At 66.3% G+C, this 26,766-nt stretch carries 24 protein-coding genes and 1 pseudogene; 20 read left to right on the forward strand and 5 right to left on the reverse strand.

Annotation, left to right across the window (positions count from 1 at the left end; translation table 11 throughout):
• The 6 genes and pseudogenes from Q4G50_RS02225 to Q4G50_RS02250 all read left to right on the forward strand — a co-directional run.
• Nucleotides 1–125 (forward strand): annotated as a pseudogene (locus tag Q4G50_RS02225) (endopeptidase); the annotation flags it as partial.
• Nucleotides 126–306: 181 nt separating this feature from the next.
• Nucleotides 307–1,326: an NlpC/P60 family protein gene (locus Q4G50_RS02230; RefSeq protein ID WP_368660620.1), complete on the forward strand. Its 1,020-nt coding sequence runs from the start codon at nt 307–309 to the stop codon at nt 1,324–1,326.
• 14 nt (nt 1,327–1,340) lie between these two features.
• Nucleotides 1,341–2,429: a glycosyltransferase family 4 protein gene (locus Q4G50_RS02235; protein ID WP_303376014.1), complete on the forward strand. Its 1,089-nt coding sequence runs from the start codon at nt 1,341–1,343 to the stop codon at nt 2,427–2,429.
• Nucleotides 2,430–3,332 carry an ROK family protein gene (locus tag Q4G50_RS02240; protein ID WP_303376015.1) on the forward strand — a complete coding sequence of 301 codons (903 nt, stop codon included), beginning with the start codon at nt 2,430–2,432 and terminating at the stop codon, nt 3,330–3,332.
• Between the two features lie 3 nt (nt 3,333–3,335).
• Nucleotides 3,336–4,076: a 1-acyl-sn-glycerol-3-phosphate acyltransferase gene (locus tag Q4G50_RS02245; RefSeq protein WP_303376016.1), complete on the forward strand. Its 741-nt coding sequence runs from the start codon at nt 3,336–3,338 to the stop codon at nt 4,074–4,076.
• Between the two features lie 69 nt (nt 4,077–4,145).
• A complete protein-coding gene (locus tag Q4G50_RS02250) occupies nt 4,146–5,315 on the forward strand; it encodes an acyltransferase family protein (RefSeq protein WP_303376017.1) in 1,170 nt (389 codons plus the stop codon).
• Here Q4G50_RS02250 and Q4G50_RS02255 read toward each other — a convergent pair.
• A complete protein-coding gene (locus Q4G50_RS02255) occupies nt 5,243–6,415 on the reverse strand; it encodes a glycosyltransferase 87 family protein (protein ID WP_303376018.1) in 1,173 nt (390 codons plus the stop codon). The genes Q4G50_RS02250 and Q4G50_RS02255 overlap by 73 nt on opposite strands.
• A gap of 63 nt (nt 6,416–6,478) precedes the next feature.
• Between Q4G50_RS02255 and Q4G50_RS02260 the strand changes: the two genes are divergently transcribed.
• Together Q4G50_RS02260 and Q4G50_RS02265 are read left to right on the forward strand one after the other, a co-directional pair.
• Nucleotides 6,479–6,988 carry a polyadenylate-specific 3'-exoribonuclease AS gene (locus tag Q4G50_RS02260; RefSeq protein ID WP_303376019.1) on the forward strand — a complete coding sequence of 170 codons (510 nt, stop codon included), beginning with the start codon at nt 6,479–6,481 and terminating at the stop codon, nt 6,986–6,988.
• A 23-nt stretch (nt 6,989–7,011) separates the two neighbouring features.
• A complete protein-coding gene (locus Q4G50_RS02265; protein WP_303376020.1) occupies nt 7,012–8,400 on the forward strand; it encodes a class II 3-deoxy-7-phosphoheptulonate synthase in 1,389 nt (462 codons plus the stop codon).
• Nucleotides 8,401–8,469: 69 nt separating this feature from the next.
• Here Q4G50_RS02265 and pknB read toward each other — a convergent pair whose 3' ends face one another.
• The gene (gene pknB, locus Q4G50_RS02270) at nt 8,470–10,590 is read right to left on the reverse strand and encodes a Stk1 family PASTA domain-containing Ser/Thr kinase (protein WP_303376021.1); all 2,121 of its coding nucleotides are present in this window, start codon (nt 10,588–10,590) and stop codon (nt 8,470–8,472) included.
• 62 nt (nt 10,591–10,652) lie between these two features.
• Here pknB and Q4G50_RS02275 point away from each other — a divergent pair, with 62 nt between their 5' ends.
• Entirely contained in the window at nt 10,653–11,021 is a 369-nt protein-coding gene (locus Q4G50_RS02275; protein ID WP_368660621.1) for an Rv2175c family DNA-binding protein, read from the forward strand.
• Here the strand turns inward: Q4G50_RS02275 and Q4G50_RS02280 are convergent.
• Genes Q4G50_RS02280 through Q4G50_RS02290 form a run of 3 tightly spaced genes read right to left on the reverse strand, consistent with a single transcriptional unit; the run spans nt 10,924 to nt 14,131 of the window.
• Nucleotides 10,924–12,429, reverse strand: coding sequence for an alpha-(1->6)-mannopyranosyltransferase A (locus tag Q4G50_RS02280; RefSeq protein ID WP_303376022.1), 1,506 nt, complete (start codon nt 12,427–12,429; stop codon nt 10,924–10,926). The genes Q4G50_RS02275 and Q4G50_RS02280 overlap by 98 nt on opposite strands.
• Nucleotides 12,430–12,433: 4 nt before the next feature.
• Nucleotides 12,434–13,525, reverse strand: coding sequence for a polyprenyl synthetase family protein (locus Q4G50_RS02285; RefSeq protein ID WP_303376023.1), 1,092 nt, complete (start codon nt 13,523–13,525; stop codon nt 12,434–12,436).
• A 30-nt stretch (nt 13,526–13,555) separates the two neighbouring features.
• Nucleotides 13,556–14,131 (reverse strand): GNAT family N-acetyltransferase, encoded by a 576-nt coding sequence (locus tag Q4G50_RS02290; protein ID WP_303376024.1) that lies wholly within the window; start codon nt 14,129–14,131, stop codon nt 13,556–13,558.
• A gap of 203 nt (nt 14,132–14,334) precedes the next feature.
• Between Q4G50_RS02290 and Q4G50_RS02295 the strand changes: the two genes are divergently transcribed.
• The 11 genes from Q4G50_RS02295 (at nt 14,335) to Q4G50_RS02345 (ending at nt 26,763) form a co-directional block, all read left to right on the forward strand.
• Nucleotides 14,335–14,766, forward strand: a complete 432-nt coding sequence (locus tag Q4G50_RS02295; protein WP_303376025.1) for an SAV_6107 family HEPN domain-containing protein — start codon at nt 14,335–14,337, stop codon at nt 14,764–14,766.
• Nucleotides 14,767–14,850: 84 nt separating this feature from the next.
• A complete protein-coding gene (locus tag Q4G50_RS02300; RefSeq protein ID WP_303376026.1) occupies nt 14,851–15,237 on the forward strand; it encodes a DUF3040 domain-containing protein in 387 nt (128 codons plus the stop codon).
• Between the two features lie 366 nt (nt 15,238–15,603).
• Nucleotides 15,604–16,038: a division/cell wall cluster transcriptional repressor MraZ gene (mraZ, locus tag Q4G50_RS02305; RefSeq protein ID WP_303376027.1), complete on the forward strand. Its 435-nt coding sequence runs from the start codon at nt 15,604–15,606 to the stop codon at nt 16,036–16,038.
• Between the two features lie 156 nt (nt 16,039–16,194).
• Nucleotides 16,195–17,208, forward strand: a complete 1,014-nt coding sequence (rsmH, locus tag Q4G50_RS02310; protein WP_303376028.1) for a 16S rRNA (cytosine(1402)-N(4))-methyltransferase RsmH — start codon at nt 16,195–16,197, stop codon at nt 17,206–17,208.
• Nucleotides 17,205–17,972 (forward strand): hypothetical protein, encoded by a 768-nt coding sequence (locus Q4G50_RS02315; protein ID WP_303376029.1) that lies wholly within the window; start codon nt 17,205–17,207, stop codon nt 17,970–17,972. Before rsmH ends, Q4G50_RS02315 begins: the two co-directional genes overlap by 4 nt.
• Nucleotides 17,973–18,123: 151 nt before the next feature.
• A complete protein-coding gene (locus Q4G50_RS02320; RefSeq protein ID WP_303376118.1) occupies nt 18,124–19,983 on the forward strand; it encodes a penicillin-binding protein 2 in 1,860 nt (619 codons plus the stop codon).
• Between the two features lie 23 nt (nt 19,984–20,006).
• Nucleotides 20,007–21,488 (forward strand): UDP-N-acetylmuramoyl-L-alanyl-D-glutamate--2,6-diaminopimelate ligase, encoded by a 1,482-nt coding sequence (locus Q4G50_RS02325; protein WP_303376030.1) that lies wholly within the window; start codon nt 20,007–20,009, stop codon nt 21,486–21,488.
• Nucleotides 21,485–22,972, forward strand: coding sequence for a UDP-N-acetylmuramoyl-tripeptide--D-alanyl-D-alanine ligase (gene murF, locus Q4G50_RS02330; RefSeq protein WP_303376031.1), 1,488 nt, complete (start codon nt 21,485–21,487; stop codon nt 22,970–22,972). Before Q4G50_RS02325 ends, murF begins: the two co-directional genes overlap by 4 nt.
• A gap of 13 nt (nt 22,973–22,985) precedes the next feature.
• Nucleotides 22,986–24,095, forward strand: a complete 1,110-nt coding sequence (mraY, locus tag Q4G50_RS02335) for a phospho-N-acetylmuramoyl-pentapeptide-transferase (protein WP_303376032.1) — start codon at nt 22,986–22,988, stop codon at nt 24,093–24,095.
• Entirely contained in the window at nt 24,092–25,423 is a 1,332-nt protein-coding gene (gene murD, locus Q4G50_RS02340; protein WP_303376033.1) for a UDP-N-acetylmuramoyl-L-alanine--D-glutamate ligase, read from the forward strand. The genes mraY and murD overlap by 4 nt, the downstream gene beginning before the upstream one ends.
• On the forward strand, nt 25,420–26,763 hold the full coding sequence (locus tag Q4G50_RS02345) for an FtsW/RodA/SpoVE family cell cycle protein (protein WP_303376034.1): 1,344 nt from the start codon (nt 25,420–25,422) through the stop codon (nt 26,761–26,763). Before murD ends, Q4G50_RS02345 begins: the two co-directional genes overlap by 4 nt.
• The last annotated feature ends 3 nt before the right edge of the window (nt 26,764–26,766 follow it).

A 26,766-nucleotide genomic window follows, 5' to 3' on the forward strand; every position in this document is an offset into this window, starting at 1 on the left:
GTGGCGCCTCCCACGTCGGCATCTACGTCGGCAACGGCATGATCATCGACGCCCTGAACTCCGGCACCCCGGTCGGCGAGCGTCCGCTGCACTTCCAGCCGATCCACTCTGCAGTCCGCTTCTAAGCAACTGCCGCCGAAAGCCCATCCCATACTGGGTGGGCTTTTGCAGTTTTTCCGCCTGCTCAAACCACAGTAGTCACAATGGTCACTAATGGTGTCCAGGATGTTTACTCAGTTGTTGTTAAGGGTCTATAGTTGTCGGTGGCTATACTCCGGCCACCGTTTTTTTCGCGAAAGAGTGACCTTGCGTTTTCTTCCTGGTGTGACCCGCTCCCTCCGTATCACCGCCGCCAGCGTGCTCGGCGCGGCCTTTGTCGGTTCCACAATCCTCGCGCCGCAGGCCGTGGCCGTTGATGTGGAAGAGCTCATCGCCTCCATGGAGGAGGTCTCCCACGAGGCCACCGCCAAGAGCGAGGAAGTTAAACAGCTGGAACTGGACATCGAGGTTGGCCAGGGCCGCATTGATGAGCTGAAGTCTGAGGCCGATCAGGCACGAGACAGGGCCGAGCGGGCCCGCGCAGACCAGCGCGCCTTCCAGCTGGAGGTCAACGATCTCGCTGGCGCGAAGTACCGTGCCCTCATGGTCGACCCCGTCACCAACGCGATCGCCGCTGCCAACCCGCAGAATGCCATCGACCGCACCGCCTACCTGGCGACGCTGACGCGGAACACTGAACGGGCCGTCGATAAGCTCGCGGAAGCGACCGCCGACGCTGGACGTGCCCACAACGATGCCTCCCGCAAGGTGGCCGAGGCCAACTTCAAGCAGTCCCAACTGGAGAAGCAGCACCAGCTGCTCGCCCTGGAGCAGGAGGAACTGCAGTCGCAGATCCGGGCGATTGAGGAGCAGGTCGCCACCCTCGATCCCGCGGCGCGTGCCCTGTGGGAGAACAAGAACAATCCGCTGGCGCCGATCTCGTTGACCGGTGACGGGGCTGTGGGGGCCGCGCTGAGCAAGCTCGGCTCCCCGTATGGCTGGGGCGCCACCGGCCCGAACCAGTTCGACTGCTCGGGCCTGATGGTGTGGGCCTACCAGCAGCAGGGCAAGAGCATTCCGCGCACCTCGCAGGCGCAGCTGGCGGGTGGCACCCCGGTGTCGCGCGCTGAGCTGCAGCCGGGTGACATCGTCGGCTACTACCCGGGCGTGACGCACGTAGGAATGTACATCGGTAACGGCCAGCTGGTGCACGCCTCTGATTACGGCATTCCGGTGCAGGTGGTCTCCGTGGACTCCATGCCGTGGGCGGGCGCGGTCCGCTACTAGTACGATTCGGACTCATGTCCCGGACCCTGCTGGTCACCAATGACTTCCCTCCGACGGTCGGGGGGATTCAGTCGTATCTGCGCGATTTCCTGGCGGTGCTCGACCCGGAGGAGGTCGTGGTGTTCGCCTCCACCCAGGACGCTGTGGCTGCCGCCGAGTTCGATGCTCAGGCCCCCTACCGTGTCATCCGTTGGCCGCGCCACGTCATGCTGCCCACGCCGACGACCGCGGCGGCGATGGGGCAGATCATCCGGGAGCTGGATGTCAACACCGTGTGGTTCGGGGCAGCCGCCCCCCTGGCGCTGATGGCCCGGGTGGCGCGGGAGGCGGGTGCCACCCGCATCATCGCCAGCACCCATGGCCATGAAGTGGGCTGGTCCATGCTGCCGGGCGCGCGGCAGGCACTGCGGCGTATCGGGGATCACGCCGACATCATCACCTATATCTCGGATTACACGCTCCGGCGGATCCGTCGCGCTTTCGGCCCCGGGCCTGAGTTTTGCCATCTGCCCTCCGGCGTTGATGTCGAGTGGTTCCGTCCCGTCCCGCGCCCCGCCGGCCCGCCCACCGTCATCTGCATTTCGCGGTTGGTGCCACGCAAAGGCCAGGACATGCTCATCCAGGCCTGGCCGCGCGTTCTGCAACATCACCCGGAGGCCCGCCTGATCATCGTCGGTTCAGGTTCCTATGAGCGGCGTTTGCGTAAGTTGGCGGCCCCGCTTGCCGACGCCGTCGTCTTCACCGGCCCGCTACCCACCACCGAACTGCGGGACCGTCTCGCCTCGGCCGATGTCTTCGCCATGCCCGCCCGCACTCGCGGCGGTGGGCTTGACGTGGAGGGCCTTGGCATCGTCTACCTGGAGGCGCAGGCATGTGGGGTGCCCGTTATCGCCGGCGATTCGGGTGGCGCACCGGAGACCGTCACCGCGGAGACGGGCATCGTCGTCGACGGCCGGGACCTCGACGATCTCACCGCCGCGTTGCTCACGCTTCTCGACGACCCGCAGCAAGCCGCCGACATGGGGGAGGCGGGGCGTCGATACGCGGTCGGCGAGTGGTCCTGGGACCTCATGGGCCAACGGCTAAGGGATATACTTCTTTAAATGAATACGGTGGGTTTCGATATCGGCGGTACACAATGCCGCGCGGCCGTGGTCGACGCGGCGGGTCACGTCCTGGATCGCCGGGCGGTGCCCACCCCAGGAACCGTCCACGAGTTGGACGACACCATCGCCGGGATGCTCGCTGACCTGTGCACCACCCATGACATCGACGCGGTTGGCCTGGCGGTCGCCGGATTTCTTGACTCCGAGCGTGAGATCGTCCGCTTCGCCCCGCACCTGCCGTGGCGCGACGCCCCGGTCCGTCGGGATCTCTCGCAGCGACTGGGACTGCCGGTGGTCCTGGAACATGACGCCAACTCCGCCGCCTGGGGTGAATACCGTTTCGGCTCCGCCCGCGATGCCGATACGTGGGTGTTTTTCGCGGTCGGCACCGGCATCGGCGCGGCGCTCATGATCAACGGACAGCTTTTCCGTGGGGCGCACGGCACCGCCCCGGAATTCGGGCATCTCACCGTCGTCCCCGGGGGGCGCGTGTGCTCGTGCGGGAAAGCCGGTTGCCTCGAGCGCTACGCCTCCGGCACCGCCCTGGCAGACACGGCCTTCGAAAATGGTTTGCCCGCGGGGCTCAGCGGCCAGGCGATCATGTCCCTGGCCCGCTCCGGCGATGAGCGGGCGCGAGCGGTACTTGATGATTTTGCCCGCTGGCTGGGCCAGGGCCTGGCGATGGTCACGGACGTGCTTGACCCGGAGCTCATCGTCCTCGGTGGGGGAGTGGTCGCCGACGCTGATCTCTTCCTGCCCGCCGCCTGCGCCACGCTGGGGCAGCGTGTGGTGGGTGCCGGGCATCGCCCGTTGCCGGTCGTGGGAACCGCAAAGCTGGGGGCCGACGCGGGTATGATCGGCGTGGCAGATTTAGCCCGCACCGAGACGCAAGGGGAATGAGCGATGGAAAAAAAGTGGTACTGGCTGTACAAGAACGTCCTCATCGGTCCCTTCCTCCGCGTGTGGAACCGGCCGGTCATTGAGGGTGTGGAGCACATTCCGGCGGAGGGCGCGGCCATCGTCGCCTCCACCCACCAGGCCGTCATGGACTCATTCTTCTTCCCGCTCATGAGCCCGCGTCGGATCACCTTCCCGGCGAAATCCGAGTACTTCACCGCCCCCGGCCTGAAGGGGCGCCTGCAGAAGTGGTTCTTCACCTCCATCGGTCAGATCCCGGTGGACCGTGGTTCCGCGAACGCCGGTGACGCTACCCTCAACGCCGCCCGCACCGTGCTCGGCCGCGGCGATGTGCTGGGCATCTACCCGGAAGGCACCCGCTCCCCGGATGGGCGGATCTATAAGGGGCGCACCGGCATGGCGCGCATCGCCCTGGCCACTGATGCCCCGATCGTGCCTGTCGCCATGATCGGTTCGCGTGACGCCAACCCGATCGGCACGTGGATCCCGCGGCCGGCGAAGGTGCGTATGAACGTCGGCGAGGCCATCGACGGCCGCGCCTATGTCGAGTCCCTGGGCATCGACCCGGATTCCCGCGATGCCGCGCGCCCGCTCACCGACCACGTCATGGCGGTGCTCACTGAGCTGTCGGGTGAGCCCTACGTGGATATGTATGCCTCCGAGGTGAAGGATTCCCTGACTGCAGGCCGCGGTTGGCCTGCCGGCGCAGAGCCAACCCTTGGTTAATTGCCAGGTCACCTATATAATCGAGCGCTGGGTTAAAAACCGCTGCGCGAACGGGATGAGGTGAGGCACGTGTCAGCACCTGTCATCTCTGCGCCGAAAGCCCGCATGCGCTGGCCAGATGTGGCCAAGGGCCTGTCGATTATCGGAGTTGTTCTGCTGCATGTCAGTCTCGCCGTACCCGAGGGTATGGAGACGGTGGCGGCGAACATCAACCGCATCCTCGACCCCCTGCGCATGCCCCTGTTCTTCATGGTGAGCGGGTTCTTCTCCGCGAAGGTGTTCGGTTTCACATTCCGGCAGCTGTTCCTGCGTCGCCTGTGGTTTTTCCTGGTGCCATATCTGCTGTGGGTGCCCATCGAACTGTGGTTCAAATTCCGCGAGTGGCAGATTTTTGACGGCAAAGAGATGCCGGGGCTGGGTACCTATCTCGCGCACATTATTGAGGGCCGGAACATGTACTGGTTCCTCTATGCCCTCGTACTGTTCAACATCGTGCTGTGGGCCACCCGGAAACTGCCCTGGTGGGCGGGGATTCTCGTGGGTTTCGCACCGTTGCTCATCCTGCCTTTGCACACTGATCAGCACATGATCGGCAAGGCGGTGTTGTACCTGCCGGCTTTCCTGCTGGGTGCGCATTTCCGCCGGCACATCCGGCATTTCGCGGAGACGGCGACCAGCCTGCGTCACCTCACCCGCGCGACGATCCTGTATGCCGCCGGTTTCACCGTGGCGGCCGTGTGGGCGTGGTGGAACACCGTGAATGATGTGTTATTGCCCTGGCCCCTGCCTTTCGCCGAGACCGTCGGCTACATCGATCTGCGTCTGCTGGTCAACTCCGTGGTGCAGTTGCTCATGCTGCCGATGGCGGTGTTGGTGGCGGTGCTGCTGGGCCGGACCCCAATCGTGGCCGATGTGCTGGCCTTCCTCGGCCGCCACACCCTGGTCATTTACCTGGGCCATCCCATCGCCCTGACGGTGCTGTACCACTACAACATGCGCGAGTGGCAGCTGCCGATTGCCCGCGGTGCGGAGAACATGCTCCATGACACCGCGCTGTGGATGGTCGCCGGTCTGCTCATTTCCGCGATCGGCTCCTATGGTCTGTGGTTGATCACCCGCGTCCCGTACTTGCGGTGGTCGATCATGCCCCCGCTGGTGGAGGGTGCTTATCGACGTCCCGCCAGCACCCGCGGCGAGATCGTCGCCGCGACGACCACCACGAGTGTCACCACGAGATAGCTCGTGCCGATGATCTGGGCCCACCAGGCCCAGTCGTGTTCGGCGCCGTGCGAATGCGGGAGGGTCCAGTGCGGGGCGATAAACGCTGCCGCTGCGACCACAGCCCCGAGGACGCGGTAGCCGCCGGCCAGCAGCGTGATCGCGATGGGAACCAACCACACCCAGTGGTGGGACCAGGAGATGGGGGAGCACACCAGCGCCACGGTCGACGCCAGCAGCACGGTGGCCAGCATCGTCTCAGCCCGCCACATGGCCCACACGATCAGGCCCAGCGCCACGAGAATCAGGCCCAGCCACAGCAGGGAATCGGCCCGCTCTCCGGGTTCGGCCAGGCGGGTGAGCACACCGCGGATCGACTGGTTGGAGGCATAAGCCTCCCCGCCGATGCGCCCGGTGTCCGCCAGGGTGCCAAACCAGTATGTCCACGAGTTCCCCCAGCTGAGCAGGGCGGCCAGCAGTGTGAAACCTACCCCGGAGACAAACGTCACGGCCGCGTCGCGCCAGCGGCGCCGGACCAGGAAGACGAGGATGAACACCGCCGGGGTGAGTTTGATGGCGGCGGCGAAACCGATGAGCACACCACGGGGCAGCCTCGTGCGGCGGGTCAGGGTGTCTGCCAGCACCAAGGCCATGAGGACGATGTTGATCTGCCCGAATGCGAGGGTCTCCCGTACCGACTCAGTCAGCAGCGCTAGAGGAAGAAGCCAGGTGGCGAGGGTGCGGCGGTCGGCGTCGATAAGCAGCGGCGCCGCATGGCGCAGGACGATGCCGATGCACCACCACAGCAATACCACGGAACCCAGCGTCCATAACACCAGACCAACCGTGTACGGCAGGACCGCCAGGGGAATAGACAACATCGCCGCCAGCGGGGGATAGGTGAACGGCAGGACGATGTCATCGGCCTTACCCACCACATAATCCTGTGTGTACAGGTTCTCCCCGGCCAGGAAAGCCTGTGCCCCCTTGCGGTAGACATCGAGGTCAGTGGCGTAGCGGAAGCCAGTCTCCAGATCAATGAGCCACGGCAGGGTAGCACCGACCGCAGCGAGCAGAGACAGGACCGTCAACACACGGCGGGTAGCAGGAGGGATGTTCACCGCAGAGAGTCTAATGAGCACCTGGTCACAGGTATCGTCAGGGGGGCGGGTTAGTCTGGTCACGTGCGCTACTTCTACGACACCGAGTTCATCGAGGACGGGGAGACCATCGAACTGGTCTCCATCGGCATCGTCGCTGAGGACGGCCGCGAATACTACGCGGTGTCGACCGATTTCGATTCCTCCCGGGCCAACGCCTGGGTCCGTGACAACGTCCTGGACAAACTGCCCAACCCCGGGGCCGACGTGTGGCGTTCCCGCGAAACCATCCGTACCGAAGTACTCGAGTTCCTCACCTCCCGGGACGGAGACGTCGAGCTGTGGGCCTGGGTCGGTGCCTACGACCACGTCGTCCTGGCCCAGCTGTGGGGCGATATGGCGGGCCTGCCGCGCGCCATCCCGCGCTACACCCGTGAGCTCAAGCAGTACTGGGAGATGGCCGGGAAACCGCGTCTACCGAAGAGCCCGGATTCCTCCCATGACGCGCTTGTCGACGCCCGTCACAACCTCGAGAAATTCCGCATCTGCACCCGCGAGTTGCCCCTGGGACGGGGGAATAGGGTCGAGATGTAGACACCCGTGCTATGAATACGGGTATGAGTTGGACTGTTGACATCCCCAAAGAGGTTCTCCCCGACCTGCCGCCGCTTCCCACCGGCCTGCAGGAGCGGTTCGAGGACGTAATTTCCCGCGAGGCGAAGCAGCAGCCCAGCTGGGACCGTAACCAGGCGGAGACCGTCCGCAAGATCCTCGAGTCGGTGCCCCCGACCGTGGTCGCGCCGGAGGTCACCGAGTTGAAGAAGCAGCTTGCTGACGTCGCGCTGGGCAAGGCCTTCCTCATGCAGGGCGGTGACTGCGCCGAGACCTTCGAGTCGAACACTGAGCCGCACATCCGCTCCAACATCAAGACGCTGCTGCAGATGGCGGTCGTCCTCACCTACGGCGCCTCCACCCCCGTGGTCAAGCTGGCCCGTATCGCCGGCCAGTACGCTAAGCCGCGTTCCCAGGACCTCGACGAGAACGGCCTACCGAACTACCGCGGTGACATCGTCAACGGTGTCGAGCCGACCCCGGAGGCCCGCCGCCACGACCCGGCCCGCATGATCCGCGCCTACGCGAACTCCTCCGCCGCCATGAACCTGGTGCGCGCCCTCGTCTCCTCCGGCACCGCGGACCTCAACCGCGTCCACGAGTGGAACCGCGAGTTCGTCGCGCAGTCCCCGGCCGGCGCCCGCTACGAGGCCCTCGCCGAGGAGATCGAGCGTGGCCTGCGCTTCATGGACGCCTGCGGAGTCCACGACGACTCCCTGCGCACCTCCGACATCTTCTGCTCCCATGAGGCCCTGCTCGTCGACTACGAGCGGGCCATGCTACGTCTCCACGAGGACGAGGACGGCGAGACCCGCCTCTACGACCTCTCCGCCCACCAACTGTGGATCGGCGAGCGCACCCGCGGCATCGAGGACTTCCACGTCAACTTCGCCGCGCTGATCGCCAACCCCATCGGCATCAAGATCGGCCCGTCCATCACCCCGGAGGAGGCCGTCGCCTACGCCGCGAAGCTCGACCCCAACAAGGAGCCGGGCCGTCTGACCATGGTGGCGCGCATGGGCCACGATAAGGTCCGCACCGCACTGCCACCGGTCGTCGAGGCCGTTGAGGCCGCCGGACACAAGGTCATCTGGCAGTCCGACCCGATGCACGGCAACACCTTCACCGCCTCCAACGGCTACAAGACCCGCCACTTCGACAAGGTCATCGACGAAGTCCAGGGCTTCTTCGAGGTCCACCGCCAGCTGGGCACCCACCCGGGCGGTATCCACATCGAGCTCACGGGTGAGGATGTCACCGAGTGCCTCGGCGGCGCCATGGACATCACCGACGTGGACCTGCCGGGCCGCTACGAGTCCGCCTGCGACCCGCGCCTGAACACCCAGCAGTCCCTCGAGTTGGCGTTCCTGGTTGCGGAGATGCTCCGCAACTAGTTCCCCGCTTATCGACGCCGCCTTCCCCTCCACGGGGAGGCGGCGTCTGGCGTTGCGCTGAAGGGGTGCCTAGGTGGTGAGGCGGACTGTGGAGTCGATGCGGGCGTCGTCGCCGGCTTCGGGGCGCTGGCGGGTGACTACTGCGCCGTCGGTGCCGCCGCGGGCTTTGAGCCCGACGGCTTCAAGGGCCTCACTGGCCTGTTCGGTGGTCATGCCGACCACGCTGGGGATGGTGACGCGCCCGGCGAGGGTGAGGGTGATCTCGGCGTCCTCGGGGTCGATGGTTTCACCGGCGGAGGGGCTGGTGCGGACCACGGTGTAGGGGCTGGCGCCCACGGCGCTGCGGTCGCGGCGGGTGTCGTCGACGGTGAACCCGGCGTCGGTGAGGGTGGCGGTTGCCTGTTCCTCGGTCATTCCCTCGACGTCAGGGACGGTCAGGCCGCTGTTGACCACGAGGGTGACTTCGCTGCCGCGGGTGAGGGTGGTGCCGGGATCGGGGGAGATGTCGAGGATCTGGTTGGCGGGGACGTCGGCGTCGAAACGCCGCTCTATGTTGGCGATGGACAGTCCCAGCTCTGCGAGACGGGCTTCGGCGGTCGCCAGGTCGGAACCCACGACGGAGGGGACCTGGATGGGCTCGGGCCCCCGGGAGAGATGCACGGTGACGGTGGTGCCGATCTTCACGGCTTCCCCGGCAGCGGGATCGGTTTCGGCGACGCGTCCCTCGGCGACGTCCTCTGACCAGACGGGGTCTCCGGTGGCGACTTTAAGGGTGCGGTCCTCGGCTGCGGCCTGGTAGGCGAGGACATCCATGCCGTGGGGCTCTGGCACGGTGGGGCGGCCCTGGGAGACGAGGACTGTTACCTCGTTGCCGCGGACGGTCTTTTCGCCGTCAGCGGGTTCAGTGCCTGCGCTGTGATCGGCGGGGACGTCGTCGTGGTAGATGATCTGGGTGACGGGCTGGAAACCGGCCTCCTCGACGGAGGTGATGGCGGTGGCCCGGTCCATGCCGAGTACCTGGGGGATTTCGCCGTAGCGGCCCGATCCGAACCACCAGGCGCCTACGGCGATGGCGGCGGTGAGTAGAGCAACCACCACCAGCCAGGCCACCAGCCCCACTCTGGAGCGGTTGCTCACGGGCGGGTCAGCGGGCTCGGCGGGTTCCTCCGCGGGAAGGCGGGCGGGGACGGGGGCCGGGGGTTCTGGTTGGAGTGCCTCGTGGACGCGGGTCTCAGTGGGGGAGGGCTCTGTGACCTCCGTGACCATGGTGGGCGGGCCGACCAGGTCGGTGATGTCGGTAGGCACGGCGGCCGCGCGGGTGGCTGCGGAGTTCTCCGGGACGGGGACGGTGAAGGCGGGGAGTTCCAGTTCACCGGCGACGTCGTCAAGCGCGGCCAGGAACTCGGCGGCATCCGTGAAGCGATCCTCCGGATCGCGGGAGGTGGCGGTGGCGACGAGGGCGTCGATAAGCGGGGGAACGCCGGAAATACGCGAACTCGGGGCGGGAACATCATCCCGCAGACGCGCATAAGCGTGGTCGAGGGCGTCGTCGCCGGAAAACGGGGTGACGCCGGTGAGGAGCTCGAACAGTACGATGCCCGCGGAGTAGACATCCGAGGCGGGCGTGATGTCGGAGCCGTCGACCTGTTCGGGGGACAGGTAGGCGGCGGTGCCGACAATCTGGGAGGTGGTGGTCGCAGCGGTGGCCGCGCGCACCAGGCCGAAGTCCGCGAGCTTAACGCGGTGATCGGCGTTGATGAGCACATTGTCCGGCTTGATGTCGCGGTGCACCAGCCCGTTGGAGTGGGCGACGGACAGGCCGGTAAGCACCGAGCGCATCACCGCGGCGGCGGCATGCGGCGGCATGGGCCCACGTTCAGCGAGTAGCTCCCGCAGGGTGCCGCCGGTGATCAGCTCCATGATGAGGAACAGGTGGTCACCGTCGGAACCGAAGTCGTAGACATTGACCAGGTTAGGGTGATTGAGCTGGGCCATGGCGCGCGCTTCCCGGCGGAAACGCTGCCGGAAGACGGGGTCTGCGATGTACTTCTCATCGAGCACCTTGGCGGCCACCGCGCGGCCCAGCCGGAGGTCCACGCAGCGCCAGACCATGGACATTCCGCCGCGCGCGATCGGGTGATCGATGCGGTAACGGTCCTCGAGGAGGTCTCCCACTGCCAGTTGAGCCATGGGTTCAGTATGGTCCACTCGCGGGTGCACATGCCAACGCTGGCGGTAGAGTGGACGCCGTGATTGACAATGACATCCCCCTGGAGACCTTGCTCGCCGACGAACCCATGCTGACCCTGCCGGAGACGGCGGACCGTCTCGGTGTGGTGATCACTCGCGTCCACGACCTGCTCAGCGCGAATAAACTCATCGCCTACGTCATCGACGGCAAGCGCCACGTCCCGGAGGCGCTGTTCCACGAGGGATCGGATTCGACCGGCAAGTTCGTGCCCGGACTGATCACCTTGCTTTCCGACGGTGGCTACACCGACGAGGAGATCCTGCGCTACCTGTTCACCGCGGATGAGACTCTGCCGGGGCGGCCGGTGGATGCGTTGCACGGCCAGCTGGCGCGTGAGGTGCTGCGTCGCGCGCAGGCGATGGCGGTGTGAACATCCACGAGGTGAGCACCCAGGCCAGGACGAACACGCCGGCCATCCACCACGTGTTGTAGAGCTGGTGGTTGCCTGATCCTGTGAAGGACAAGGTGACCACGATGGAGGCGCCGACAGCCAGGCGCTGCACCCAGCCGGGCGGGCGCACCGTGCCGACGAGGGTGATCACCGAGGCGTAGTACCAGGGCAGCGTCACTGAGTTGAATACGAAAGCCACCTGGTAGGCCACGGCGCTTCCTGCGATGGCGCGCCGGGAATTCTGGCGGAACAGCCACCACACGACGACCAGGCCGGCCAGCATGGCCACCATCGAGATGCTGCGCAGCGCTCCGAGCGCCTGGTTGTACTCGAAGCTGGGGTCCAAGACCTGCACCACCCACGTCACCCAACTGGCGAGCAGGGAGGGCAGTGCCAGGGGATTGATCACCTTCGAGTTGCCGGAAATCTCGGACAGCCAACCCCACGAGGAGCCCGACAGCCACGTCACGGCGGCGACCACCCCGAGGGTCTCCACCAGGCCGATGAACCCGGTGAGCAGGAATGCCAGGACCCGGTGCATGCGACGGGAGTAGTGGTGGGTGGCCAGCCACACGACAAACGGCAGCGCGATGGCGGCGGTCGCTTTGAGGGAGACTGCGACGGCGATGAGCGCCACGCCCAGTACGAAGCGCTTACGCAGGCAGGCGAGTAGGCCGATGCTGACCAACCCCACCATGACCGATTCGTTGTGCATGCCGCCGATCATGTGGAGGATCATCACGGGATTGGCCACACCCAGCCACAGGGCGAAGGCAGGATCCCCGCCGAGCTCGCGCGCGATGCGGGGTACCGCCCAGGCGATGGCCACGAATCCCGCTACGGAAATCAGTTTGTAAACCAACACCCCGGCGGTGACGTTGTCGCCGACGAGCCGGGTGACCCCTTCGCCGATCCACAGGTGCAGTGGGCCGTAGGGGGTGGTGGTGTTGCGCCAGTCGTGGGAGACCTCCAACAGGAAGGGGCCGGGGTTGACGGCCGCGCCCTGCGTGTACGGGTCGAAACCGTCGCGCAGCATTGCGCCTTGCATCAGGTAGGAGTAGACGTCGCGGGAGAGCATCGGGGCGGCCAGGAGGAGCGGAATCGTCCAGGCCCACAGGGCTTTCTGTACCCGCTTCTCGACGCCCACCTCCCCCCGCAGCACGTGCCGTCGCCCGAGGATGACCCATCCGGCGAGCAGCAGCAGGATGCCACACCAGATGACCACGTTGGAGATACCCGCCCCGCGCCCGTAGGCGAGGAAATCAAGGTTGAGCGCCTCCAGGACACCGCCGCGGTTGCGGGTGGCGCCGCCGCCGAAGGATCCGAGCAGTAGTAGCACGGAGCCGATGATGCCGAGGGGGAGCGCGCCGGGGATGCGGATGGTCATGGTCTTAAGCGCGGCGGGCGGTGGCGCGATAGGCCAGGTCGGTGAGGGTGGCGGTGACCTCCGGCGACGTGCCAGCGGCGGCGAGGTGGGCGAGACCGGAGGTGGTCAGGGCGTCGATACGCTCCTCGATGGCTTCGACGGCGCCAGTCTCGGCGATGATCTGCGCCAGGCGGGCGATGGCTGTGGGGTCGGAGGTGGCGCCGATGCCGCGGCGGAGTTCGGCGGCGGCGGCCGGGTCGCGCTCGTCAGCACGCTGCAGGGCGGTGGCCAGCAGGACGGTGCGCTTGCCTTCCCGCAGATCATCACCTGCAGGCTTGCCAGTCACGGCGGGGTCACCGTAGACGCCGAGCTGGTCGTCGCGAAGCTGGAAAGCGATGCCGATGTCATGGCCGTAACCGCGGAAGGCGGCGATGGTGGCGTCGTCGGCGCCAGCGATGGCCGCGCCCAGGTGGAGGGGGCGTTCGATCGTGTAGGCGGCGGTTTTGAAGCGGTTCACGGAGTCAGCCAGCTCCACGTTTTCATCGGCGGAGGCCTCCAGGGCGATATCCAACAGCTGCCCGCCGATGACTTCCGTGCGCATTGCGCGCCACGGCTCGCGGGAGCGGCGCAGCGCGGCCTCGGACAATCTCGCGTCCTGGAGCATGTCTTCTGCCCACACCAGTGCCAGGTCGCCGACCAGAATGGCGACTGACTCACCGAAGTGTGCCGAGTCACCCGCCCAGGCCTGCCCGCGGTGATGCTTTTCGACGCTGCGGTGCACCGTCGGATTCCCGCGCCGCGTGTCTGAGGCGTCGATAATGTCATCGTGGATGAGGGCGCAGGCCTGGATGAACTCCAGCGACGCCGCGGCGCGGAGCATGGCGGCCGGGTCCTCGCCCGAATCCAGGCCGCCCCCGCCGACGAAACCGGCCCAGGCAAAGAGCGGGCGGATGCGCTTGCCACCGTCGAGGACGAAGGACTCCAGGTGGGAGACCGCCTCGGTGACCGGGGCGCCGATGGCCGCCACCTGGCTGTGTCGCCTGTCGATGAACCGGGCGAGTTCCGCGCGGGCTGCAGCGGGGATCTGGTCGAGAGTCGGGATCTGGGGGTTGCTCACGCTTACCCACGATACCCAGTGGGAGGGCTACTACTTCACCGTGGTGGCGCCGGGCAGGGGCAGGGGCAGCGACAGAACCGCGAAGGGGCGGCCGTCACCGTCGAAGTGAAAGTGCCGCAACTCGTCGGAAAAGCCCATCGACCGGTACAGACCGAAAGCGTTGTTGGCCTCATCGTCGACCTCGGGGGTGGAGAGCAGGGCATAGGCCGCCGGCGCCAGCCACAACAATTCGGTGAGAAGTAGCCGGCCGATACCGCGGCCCTGCTGATGCGGGCTGACGTGAATCTCCGCGACCTCAAAATAATCCCGCATGAGCATAAGTTGGCGGGTGTCGGGCCCGCCGGCCTCGCGGAAACCGCGTCGGACCTGGCGGTCCCACCACATGTCCGGGGCCCCGATATACCCATAAGCGATACCGAGGACCTCGTCCTGTTCGAGGGCGGCAAGGGCGGTGAACCCGGGTTGCATGATCTCTTGACGCCATACATTGATCCGACCTGCGCGAATGCTCGGGTCGTAGCCCATCGCCTCGATATAGAGGTCGACGAGCTGCGGGGCCAGCACGGCGAATTCTGGTCCGGACAACCGGCGGATCTCCAACGTCACACCACCACTGAACCAGAAACGTGCTACCCGGGTATATGCCGGAGGGGAGAGTCTTTCGAACGTCGGGGCTGGTGTGTGGGAGAAAGTGCAGGAAGGGTATTGACGTGATCGAATGGCTGTTCTATAGTTGGGTTGTGGTGTTCGAGGCTGGTTCTACAGTGAGGGCATCGCAGGCGGAGACGAGTGGAAAGGAGTTGGCTCCGATGGCACAGATCATTTCAGCAACGACCAGGTTCGCAGGATCGGGCGCAGGCACGCGGCAGGCCGACTTCCTCTCCCGGGCGCGGGCCCTACTTGCGCAGGCGGTGGAGCATCGGGCGGCGGGGCGGTGGGACCTCGCGCTGGAGGCGGCTTTCCAGGCGGCGCTACGCACCGCGGGCGCGCGCATCGCCATGTCTTCGGTGTCCTCCCGGCGCCGGCGTCCCACTAGTGCGTGGGACCAGCTGCGATTGGTGGATGAGGCTGGCGAGCGGTGGGCGGACACCTTCGTGCAGTACTCCCGACTGCGGTCCCGGGTGTCTTCCGGGCTGGAGCTGGATGTGGACCATGTAGTGGTCAGCCGGGTACTTGACCTTGCCGGTGAGTTCCTCGCAGAGGTGGAGGGGGAGGTTGGTTGGTTCCCGGCTGCGGCTTAGGTTGGCATTGCCGGGAACAATCCCGTTAGTCTGGGCGTTAAAACAGTAGATAGCTAAAACGCCCAGCGATATCCGGGAGGAAATGTGTCGCTTTCAGAGCAGGAGCAGAAGATGCTCCGGGAGATTGAGCAGTCTCTCCTAGCGGATGACCCTAAGTTCGGGGCGTCCGTCGTCGGCGACCACGGTTCCGGCACCCCAGGACTGACTCTGCGGGGCATCGCATTGGTCGTCGTCGGCCTTCTCATGCTCGTCGGCGGTGTGGCCCTGGCGCAGCAAAGCCTGTGGTTCATCGCGCTGAGTGTGGTGGGATTCCTGGTGATGTTCGGCTCCGGAGTGTGGATGCTACGCGGTGGCGGGTCGGCCTCCGCACCGCAGAAGCCACGTCGCTCCTCCAAGGAACGCAACTCCGATCCCTCTTCCATGGGTAGCCGCATGGAGGAGAGCTTCCGCCGCCGCTTCGAGGAGCGTTAGCCCTCACTTTTTCCAGAACAACCCGTCACCTGATACAGGCGGCGGGTTGTTGGCGATTCTGGGGTGCTCCGTTACTCCCCACTTCTCCCCACCCTGGCCCCCTCGTGGGTGTCCGGTTGGGTAAAAGTCCAGGAAGGTGGCTGGCTTACTACGTTTTGTGACGCGCCGATCCGGGCCAGGGCCCCACTTTCTTTTTGCCCGTTAACCTGCATGTTTTAGGCCCGGGTGGGGATGGTGGGGCGAATGGGGGTTGTCGGTGGGGCAAAGTGGGGTATTGTGGGGCGCAGCGGTGGAGGTGTTCCATCGTGAGAACTGAATTAGGTCTGAAAAGATCCGTGGCGTCGAGACAAGGAAGGTGGACCCGGGATGTTTCTCGGTACCTACACTCCGAAGCTCGACGACAAGGGTCGGCTGACACTGCCGGCGAAGTTCCGCGATGAACTGGCCGGCGGGTTGATGGTCACGAAGGGGCAGGACCACAGTCTTGCGGTCTATCCCCGGGATGAGTTCGCTGAGCGCGTCCGCAAGGCCGCGGCGGTGTCCCGCACCAACCCTCAGGCGCGTGCCTTCATCCGAAATCTGGCTGCCAGTGCGGATGAGCAGCGTCCCGACGGGAACGGGCGTATCACCCTTTCGGCCGGGCACCGCGAGTATGCGGGCCTGACCAAGGAATGTGTCGTCATCGGATCTGTGGATTTTCTCGAGATCTGGGATGCCGAATCCTGGGCCGCTTATCAGCAGGAGACAGAGGCCGCGTTCTCCGCGGCCGACGCAGAAGACGTCCTCGGCGGACTGCTCTGACCTTGAGTTTCCTCAAGGGTGGGGTGGGGTACGTGTAAGGACTCTGCCCGAGGTGATGCTCTGGTGTACTTCCCCGACATCAGATGAACACATCGGGCAGGGCCCTGTACGTGCCCTCCGCTGAGGGCCAATGACTATCTGAAAGGGGGCGCGCCCATGAGTGACATGAGCTTCGACATCACCGACAACCATGGCCACGTCCCCGTGCTGCGTGACCGGATGGCTGATTTGTTGGCGCCGGGCGTCGAGAAGCTCGGCCCGCGTGCGGTTATCGTCGACGGCACGCTCGGCGCTGGTGGGCACACCGAGCATTTCCTGCGCACGTTCCCGCAGGCGCATGTCATCGGCGTGGACCGTGACCCGCGTGCGCTGCGCGATGCCAGCGAGCGACTGGCTCCGTTCGGCGCGCGTTTCATCGGTGTGCAGACACGTTTCGACGGGGTGGGGGAGGTCATCGCCACGGGTGAGGGCCCCATCTTCGACCTGGCCCGCAGTCATGGCATTGCCGGCGCTCTCTTTGACCTCGGCGTCTCCTCGATGCAGCTGGACCAGGTGGAACGTGGTTTCGCCTATCGGACGGACGCCCCGCTGGATATGCGGATGGATCCGTCGACGACGAAGACGGCCGCCGACATCCTCAACACCTACAGCCACGGTGATCTGGCCCGCATCCTGAAGACTTATGGGGACGAGCGTTTCGCCGGGAAAATTGCTTCCGCGATTCTCCGGGAGCGGGACAAGGCTCCTTTTGATACCTCCGCCCGCCTGGTGGAACTGCTCTATGACACCATTCCCGCCGCCACCCGCCGCACCGGCGGGCACCCCGCGAAGCGCACGTTCCAGGCGCTGCGCGTCGAGGTCAACGCTGAGCTGGAGGCACTGGAGCAGGTCCTGCCCATCATTACGGAGCTGCTCGCCGAAGGTGGGCGTGCGGTGTTCATGAGCTACCAGTCTCTGGAAGATCGCATCGTCAAGCAGGCTTTCGCTGAGCTGACCACCTCTAAGACCCCGCCCGGTCTCCCCATGGATCTGCCGGGCACCGCCCCCCGTTTCGCCACGGTCACCCGTGGCGCTGAGAAGGCCACCGAGGCCGAGATCGAGGACAACCCGCGGGCCGCCCCGGTGAGGGTGCGCGCCGTCGAGAAGCTTCCGGAAGGACCCCGACCGTGACTCACACGACTACGCCGACGAAGAGGGAGCGCCGCATGGGTGCCAGCCGAGACTTCACCACCGGAACCGCCGTGCTGGAACGTGAGCAGATCACCCGTTCCTACGCCCCGCCGAAGCAGACGCCTCTGCCGAAGCGCCGCCCCAACCGATTGGGTTCGCGCCAGGTGGTCTCTGTCCGCGGTCGGCGCGTCGCGGAACTAAAGCAGACCCCGCTGCTGGCGAAGCTGTTCAGTATCTCGATCGTCCTGGCGATCGCCGGGGTGGCGGTGGCGATGTGGCTCGCCGGCCTGGCCACCCAGCAGACCTTCCAGATGCAGCTGCTGCAGTCGCAGGACAAGCAGCTGTCCAACCAGCTGGAGACCCTGAACCGGGATCTGGAGAATGTGCGCTCCTCCGCGGAGATCTCCCGCCGCGCCGGTGAACTGGGCATGGTGCTGCCGGCGCAGCCCGGAATTCTGGCTGTGCAGGAAAACGGCGACATCATCGAACAGCGATCGGCGGATCCGGCTGTGCGGCCTATTATTGATGTCAACGGTGCTCCGGTCCGACCGGGGCAGGCGTCGAGTGATCCGGACGCGATCGATGAGCTCGGAGACAACCTCGAGGCGGTGCCGCAGGGCAACCAGCTGCGGTCCCCGGAGGATGTCCTCCTGGATCCCGTGGCGCCGGCCGCCGAGCCGGGTGTGCTGCCGTACGCTCCTAATGTTGAGGACGCAGACACGATCGCAGAGCAAGCTCCGGCCCCGGAGAACAATGACAACTGACAGGTGAGGACGGCCAGTGACACGACCCGGCCCCGGTGGCGTGCGACATAGGACGGGACGAGGAGACTCGTCCCGCCGTTCGTCTTCCCGCGCCTACGCCGAAGCGCGCAACACCCGCCCCTCCCGCCCTGTGCGTGACCAGAAGTCCCTCATGGAGGGGCGTATGCGGATCGTGCTGGGCATTTTCCTGGTTATCGCGCTCGTTCTGGTCGGGCGCCTCGCGTGGGTGCAGGTGGTGTGGGGTCCGGATCTCGCGGCGAAGGCCCAGGAGCAGCGCGCCCGCGTCTACGTCGACCCGGCCCGCCGCGGTGACATCACCGACCGCTGGGGCAACCAGCTGGCTTACACCATGCAGGCCCGCAGTCTCACGGTCTCTCCGGTGCTGCTGCGCAGCGAACTCGCCCAGCAGCAGGACCTTCAGATGCGCGTGGAGGGCATGGCCCGCGCGGATATCGATGCTCAGCTCGACGGCCGCGTCGAGGACATCCTGGTGACCATGTCGGAGGAAATCCCCCGCATGATCGAGGATTCCGGTGCTATCACCGGGGAGGTCAGGTCACAGGACATCCTGGACAAGTTGCAGGCCGAGACCAGCTATGAGGTGCTCGTGCGCAACGTTGATCCGGATGTCGCGGCTGAGATCGCCTCCACCTTCCACGGCGTGGCCGCCGACCACCAGGACATCCGCCAGTACCCCAACGGGGCGATCGCGGAAAACGTCATCGGCAAGGTGTCCATGGATGGGCAGGGACAGTTCGGTTTCGAGGCCTCCGGCGATGCCACCCTGTCAGGTATTAACGGTCGTTCCACGGAGGATGTGTCCACGGATGGGCAGGTCATTCCGGGTACGCTTCGCGACGTCGTGCCCCCGGTCGACGGTGGTTCCGTCGAGCTCACCCTGGATCTGGATCTGCAGACCTATGTCCAGCAGTTGCTGGAGCAGGCGAAAGCCAACTCCCGGGCTGAATCCGCCGAGGCCGTGGTTCTCGACGTCGCGACGGGGCAGGTCCTGGCCATGGCCAACACGGACACCATTGACCCGAACGGCAACATTGAACGCCAGCTGCAGCAGGGCAAGGACTTCGAGAACCAGACCATCTCGCACCCCTTCGAGCCGGGTTCGGTGGCCAAGGTCATCACCGCTGCCGCCAGCATCGAGGAAGGGCTGACCACCCCGGATGAGGTCCACCAGGTGCCGGGCTCCATCCACATGTCGGGTGTCACCGTCAACGATGCGTGGGCGCACGACGAGGTGCCGTACACCACCACCGGTATTTTCGGTAAGTCCTCCAACGTGGGCACGCTCATGCTGGCCGCTCGCCTCGGCGAGGACACCTACGCCGATTATCTGCAGCGTTTCGGGGTGGGCCAGTCCACCGGTATTGAGCTGCCGAACGAATCCCCGGGCTTGCTCCCGGCGCGCGAGCAGTGGTCGGGCGGTACCTTCGCCAACTTGCCGATCGGCCAGGGCATGTCGTTCACCACTTTGCAGATGGCGTCGATCTACCAGGCGCTGGCCAACGGTGGGGAGCGCATTGAGCCCCGCATCATCGAGTCCGTCACCGGCGCCGACGGCGAGGTGACGCAAACCCCGGAGCCGGAGCGCACCCGTGTGGTCAGTGAGGAGACGGCCCGCACGGTCGTCGACATGTTCCGTGCCGTGACCCAGAACGATCCGGGTGGGTTGCAGATGGGCACCGGCCCCAACGGTGCGGTGCCGGGTTATCAGACCTCGGGTAAGACTGGTACCGCGCAGAAGGTTGACCCGAACACCGGTGCCTACTCCAACAGTGCGTACTGGATCACCTTCGCCGGTATCGCCCCGGCCGACGACCCGCGTTTCGTGGTGGCCGTCATGGTCGATGAACCCACTGCCGGTGTGGAGGAAGGCGGCGGGGGCGGTCAGTCCGCTGCGCCGCTGTTCCGCGACATCGCATCCTGGCTGCTCAACCGAGACAACATCCCGGCCTCCCCGCCCATGGAGGACATGCTCATCCTGCAGGCCCCCTGACCCCCTTAGGAGGGAAACGAACCATGACCACTTTGTCCCACCTCGCTGAGATCGCCGGGGGAGAGCTGGTCGGCGCCTTCGGGGTCGACCCGCAGATCACCTCCATCGAGCTGGATTCCGCCCGCCTGGCCGAGACCGGCGCGCTTTTTGCGGCGCTGCCCGGCACCCGCCGGCACGGCGCCGAGTTCGCTACCGACACCCCTGCCACGGCAATCCTCACTGACCGTGCCGGGCACGAATTGCTTATCGACGACACCCGCCCAGTCATCATCGTCGACGATGTTCGCGCGGTCCTCGGGCTTGTCGCCGCTGAGATCCACGGCCATCCCTCCCGCGAGCTGACCCTTCTGGGTGTGACGGGTACCTCCGGTAAAACCACCACGAGTTATCTCCTGGAGCAGGGGCTCATGGCTGCCGGGCATAAGGTCGGGTTGATCGGCACGACGGGTACGCGTATCGACGGCCGCCCCGTCCCCACCTCCCTGACCACCCCGGAGGCGCCGACCCTGCAGGGGTTGTTCGCGCAGATGCTGCGCGAGAAGGTCACTCACGTGGTCATGGAGGTCTCCTCCCACGCCCTGGAGCTGGGCCGGGTGACTGGTACGGAGTTCGATGTCGCCGGGTTCACTAATCTTTCCCAGGACCACCTGGATTTCCATCCCACCATGGAGGAGTACTTCGCGGCCAAGGCCCGCTTCTTCGACCCGGCCTCCCCGCTGGCCGCCGAAAAGTCAGTCATCTGCGTCGATGATGAATGGGGCCAGGCGATGGCGCAGCGCGCCGCCGGGCCTCTTACCGTGAGCACCCGGGGAGTCCAGGCTGATGTCAGCGCCGCGCAGGCGGAGCTGCAGCCCACCGGTGCGCAGTTGGTGGTCATGCATCTGCCGTCCGGCATGCTGGAAGCGAAGCTGCCGCTGCCGGGTGATTTCAACATCGCCAACGCCGCCCTGGCCACCGCCATGGCTTATGCCGCGGGGGTTGATCCCCGTGCCTTTGTCGGCGGCTTCGGCAACGTCGCTGTCCCCGGTCGTATGGAGCGTATCGACGAGGGCCAGGACTTCCTCGCCGTCGTCGATTACGCCCATAAGCCGGCGGCCGTGGCCGCCGTGCTTGATACCTTGCGCAGCCAGGTCAAGGGCCGTCTGGGGGTGGTGGTCGGCGCGGGCGGTGACCGCGACGCCAGCAAACGTCCGATCATGGGTGCGGAGGCTGCCCGCCGCGCCGACCTGGTCATCATCACCGACGACAACCCCCGCAGCGAGGTCCCGGAGACCATCCGGGCCGCCGTCCTAGCCGGAGCCGAGGACGCCGAAACCGACGCGGAGATCCGCGAGATCGGCGACCGCGCCGCCGCCATCGATGCCCTCATCGAGTGGGCGCAGGCCGGGGACGCCGTGGTCGTCGCCGGTAAGGGCCACGAGGTCGGCCAGCTCATCGACGGCGTTGACCACCACTTCGACGACCGAGAAGAAGTCCGCCGCGCACTGAAGGAGAAGAAGGCATGATCCCCCTGACACTCGCGCAGATCGCGGAGATCACCGGCGGTGAGCTGGTCGACGTCGATAAGCCGGAGACCCCGGTCACCGGTTTCGTCGAGTTCGACTCCCGCAAAATCACTCCGGGCGGGCTGTTCCTCGCCCTGCCGGGCGCGCGTGTCGACGGCCACGACTACGCCCGCACCGCCACCGAGGCCGGCGCGGTCGCGGTTCTTGCGGCCCGGCCGGTGGGGGTACCGGCGATCGTCGTGCAGCCGCATGGCCGCCATGACTCCAACGCCGACATCTACGCCCACGACACCGACGGCTCTGCCGCGGCCGTCGTCGCGGCCCTGGCCGCCCTGGCTCACGCGGCGGTCACGCGCCTGCCGGAGCTGACCGTCGTCGGCATCACCGGATCCGCCGGCAAGACCTCCACCAAGGACCTCGTGGCCTCTGTGCTGCGCCAGGCGGGGGAGACCGTCGCCCCGCCCGGCTCCTTCAACAATGAGATCGGCCACCCTTATACGGCGCTGCGGTGCGACGAGGACACCCGTTTCCTTGTCGCCGAGATGTCCGCCCGCGGCATTGGCCACATCGCCCATCTGGCCGAGTCGGTGCCGCCGCAGATCGGGGTGGTGCTCAATGTCGGCTCCGCCCACCTGGGGGAATTCGGTTCGCGGGAGAATATCGCCCAGGCCAAGGGTGAGCTCGTCGAGGCCCTGCCCACCGACGGCGTGGCTGTCCTCAACGCCGATGATCCTTTCGTCGCCGCCATGGCCCCGCGTACCCGGGCGCGCGTGGTCACCTACTCCGCGCAGCAGCGCGCCGACCTGTGGGCCGAGAACATCCGCCTCGACGATGTCGCCCGCGCCAGCTTCACCCTCCATGCCGGAGCAGAGCAGGCGGAGGTGACCTTGCAGGTCTTCGGCGAACACCAGGTGTCTAATGCGCTGGCCGCCGCTGCCGTCGGTCTGGAGGCTGGGCTGAACCTCGCCCAGGTGGCTGCTGGCCTGTCCACACACACCAACACCTCCGCCCACCGCATGGATGTGCAGACCCGCGCTGACGGGGTGACCATCATCAACGACGCCTACAACGCCAACCCGGATTCTATGAAGGCGGGCATCGCCGCGTTGGCGTACACCGCCGCGGCGCGTCGTCACGCGCGTGCCGTCGCGGTCCTCGGAGAGATGGGCGAGCTGGGGCCGGACGCGGTCGAGTCCCACCGGCAGCTCGGCGAGCAGCTGGGCCGCTACCGCGTGGACCACCTCATCGTGATGGGCGAGGGCGCCAACAGTCGCGCCATGGCCACCGAAGCCCGCAATCGGGGTATAACTACTGAGATCGCACACGACGTCGACGAGGCCACCCATCTCGTCGACACCGTGCTGCGCACCCGTCCCCTCGAGTACGGCGAGCCCGGCAACCCGGGCGATGTCGTTCTGGTCAAGGCCTCCAACGCGGTCGGACTGTGGCGGGTGGCGGAACAACTCATCGAGAAGGGTCAATAGGGGCGCATAAGACGTGACACAGATCATCATCGCAGGAATCGTCAGCTTCCTCGTCGCCATCTTCACCACCCCGGTCCTCATCCGGCGTTTCTCCGCCGAGGGCCTGGGCCAGGAGATCCGGGAGGACGGGCCGAAGTCCCACCTGCGCAAGCGCGGCACCCCGACGATGGGTGGTATCGCCATCATCGCCGGCATTGTCGTCGCCTACCTCGTCGTCGGTATCTATGGCCTTCTCATCGGCTCGGGAGGTTTCACCATCTCGGGACTCCTGGTGCTGGGCCTGACCCTGGGCCTGGGTGGCCTCGGTTTCGCGGATGACTTCATCAAGCTGTTCAAGGAGCGCAACCTCGGTCTGAATAAGACCGCCAAGCTCGTGGGCCAGCTGGTGCTGGCGATCGGTTTCGGCCTGCTCATCCTGTGGTTCCCGGATGATCAGGGGCTGACCCCGGGTTCCACGCACCTGTCGTTTGTGCGCGATATCGACACCTTTGACATTGCCTTCGGTGGTTCGATCATCGGCATCGTGGTGTTCCTGCTGTTCATGTACATCCTCATTGCCGCGTGGTCGAATGCCGTCAACCTCACCGACGGCCTTGACGGGCTCGCGGCGGGCACGACCGCCTTCGTCATGGGCGGTTATGCGCTGATCACGTTCTGGCAGTTCCGTAACTCCTGCACCCAGTCGGTGGAACCGGGCTGTTATGCCGTGCGCGACCCCCTGGATCTGGCGGTGCTGGCCGCCGCCGGACTGGGCGCCTGCCTGGGTTTCCTGTGGTGGAACGCCGCCCCGGCGAAGATCTTCATGGGTGACACCGGTTCCCTGGCTCTCGGCGGCCTGGTCGCCGGTCTGTCGGTGGCCTCGCGCACCGAGCTGCTCATGATCATCATCGGCGCCCTGTTCGTCATCGAGGCCGCCTCCGTGGTCATCCAGGTCATCGTCTTCCGCACCTCGGGCAAGCGTTTCTTCCGCATGGCGCCTTTCCATCACCATTTCGAAAACGGCGGCTGGCCGGAAACCACCGTCGTCATCCGCTTCTGGCTCATCGCCGCGATGGCCGTGATGTTGGGAGTGTCCGTCTTCTACGCTGAGTGGCTCAGTGCCACGGGAGTGAGTTTGAGATGATCCACGGAACCGCCCTGATCGCCGGCGCCGGAGTGTCCGGCCGGGGTATTGCCCGCCTGCTCGACGATCTCGGTGTGTCCGTGGTCGTCGCCGACGACAGCGGCGCGGGCATCCCCACCTCTGAGGTCCGGCAGCGCCTTTCCGAGTTCGAGGTGCTGGTCACCTCGCCCGGGTGGCGCCCCGACAATCCTTTGCTTATCGACGCCGCCGCCGCCGGCCTCGAGGTCATCGGCGATGTGGAGCTGTGCTACCGGCTGGATAGGGAAGGCGCGTTCGGCGCCCCGCGTAGGTGGCTGGTGGTCACCGGCACCAACGGCAAGACCACCACGACCGCCATGCTGGCGGCGATGATGCAGCAGATGACACCCCGCGCCCAGGCCGTGGGCAACATCGGCGTCTCTGTCGCCGATGCCTTGAGCGACCCTGAGCGGGTCGAGGTCCTCGTCGCCGAGCTTTCCTCTTTCCAGCTGCATTGGTCTACCGATCTGACCCCGGATGCCGGTGTGCTGCTCAACCTCGCTGAGGATCACATCGACTGGCACGGATCCTTTGTGGCTTATGCCGACGCCAAGGCCCGCGCCCTGCGCGGGCCGGTGGCCGTCGCCGGAATCGACGACCCGGAAGTGCGCGCGGTGTTGGCGCGGGCGGGCGTCGATAAGCATGTCGGATTCACCCTCGGGGAACCGGGCCTGGGGCAGTTCGGCGTGATCGGCGGGCAGTTGGTGGACAACACCGGCGACGCCCCCGTCATCCTGGCGCCTGTCGCGGGCATCCAGCCAACGGGCCCCGCCGGGGTGCTGGATGCCCTGGCCGCCGCGGCCATCGCCCGCAGTCAGGGCGCGCAGCCGGAGCACATCGCCGCCGCGCTTGCAGATTTCCAGGTCGATGGGCACCGCGGGCAGACCGTGGCGCAGGGTGGGGGAGTGGCGTGGGTGGATAACTCCAAGGCCACCAACCCGCACGCCGCCGATGCGGCACTGGCTGGCCTGGATAACGTCATCTGGATCGCCGGCGGCCAACTCAAGGGCGCCGACATAGTTCCCCTTATCCGTGATCACGCTCACCGCATGAAGGGCGTGGGACTCCTCGGGGTGGACGCGCCGCTGATCGCCGCAGCCCTGCGCGAGCACGCCCCCGACCTACCTGTCCACACCGCCACCACCACCGACCCGGCCGCTGCCATGGAGGAACTCGTCTCCTGGGCCGGCGACCTCGCCACCGAGGGCGACACCGTGCTGCTCGCCCCGGCGGCCGCCTCACTCGACATGTACACCGGAATGGCGCAACGCGGCGATATATTCGCTGCGGCCGCAGGAAGGCAGTCATGAGCACCACAACCGGCACTTTCACCCGCTGGCGGGCCGACTGGCACCGCATCCTCGACGCCCGCCCCGGTGTCGACTACTTCATGATCCGCTCCGTCGTCTTCCTCCTGGTGGGCATCGGCGCGGTGATGGTCATGTCCTCGACGATGACATGGTCCGTCCTCGAAGGCGCGACCGTGTGGAACCAGGCGCTACGCCAGTTCATGATGATCGCCGCCGGTCTCATCGCCTTCCTCATCGCGCTGCGCACCCGCCCCGAAACCATCCGCCGGCTGACCCCCTGGCTGCTGCTGGTCTCCTTGGTGCTGCTGGTGGCGGTGCTCATCCCGGGGATCGGCACCGGCCGTCTGGAGGTCGGCTCGCAGTCGTGGATCGTCCTCGGCCCGCTGCGTTTCCAGCCCTCCGAGCTGGCCAAGGTAGCTATCGCCGTGTGGGGCGCGTCCTACCTGGCGGATAAGCGCCACACCACCACGAACATTCGCAGCCCCTTCGTCATCTACACCGCCGTCGCCGCGGTGATGGGCGTGCTCATCGCCGCGCAGGGTGATATGGGTATGGCCGTCAACTTCGGCATCGTCGTCATGTTCACCCTGTTTTTCGCGGGCGTGGATTTCCGCCTCATTATCGCCGCCGGGCTGGCGGCCCTCGGCCTGCTCATCGCCCTGTTCCTCGGTGGCGGTTTCCGCTCCCAGCGCTTCCACGTCTACTTCGACGCCCTGTTCGGGCGATTCGATGACACCCGCGGCACCGCCTTCCAGTCCTATCAGGGCTTTTTATCGCTTGCCGACGGCTCAGTCGCCGGCGTCGGCGTAGGACAGTCCCGCGCCAAGTGGTTCTACCTGCCGGAAGCCAAAAATGACTTCATTTTCGCCATCATCGGCGAGGAACTGGGCCTGTGGGGCGGGGCGATGGTCATCGCGCTGTTCGCCGCCTTGGGCTACTTCGGTCTGCGCGCCGCCCTGCGCGCCCAGAACCAGTTCCAGGCCCTGTTGGCCGCGGCGCTGACCGCCGGTGTCGTCTCGCAGGCGTTCATCAACATCGGTTACGTCGTCGGACTGCTGCCCGTCACCGGTATCCAGCTGCCGATGATCTCGGCAGGCGGTACCTCGACCATCATCACCCTCGGCTCCATGGGACTGTTGGCTTCGGTGGCCCGCCACGAGCCGGAGGCGGTGTCCGCCATGGCCTCCTATGGCCGCCCGCTGTTTGACCGGATGTTCCTGTTGCCCGAACCCGCGGTGCGCCGGCCCTCCGTTCGGCGCGGTGCGGGTGAACGGTTCGGCGAGCCGGTCACTGGTAGCGTCAAGAGGAGAAATCGGCCCCACCACGACAGGAGACGGTGATCC

The sequence above is a fragment of the Corynebacterium sp. genome, from assembly GCF_030538285.1.
In the GTDB taxonomy this organism is placed as follows: Bacteria; Actinomycetota; Actinomycetes; order Mycobacteriales; family Mycobacteriaceae; genus Corynebacterium.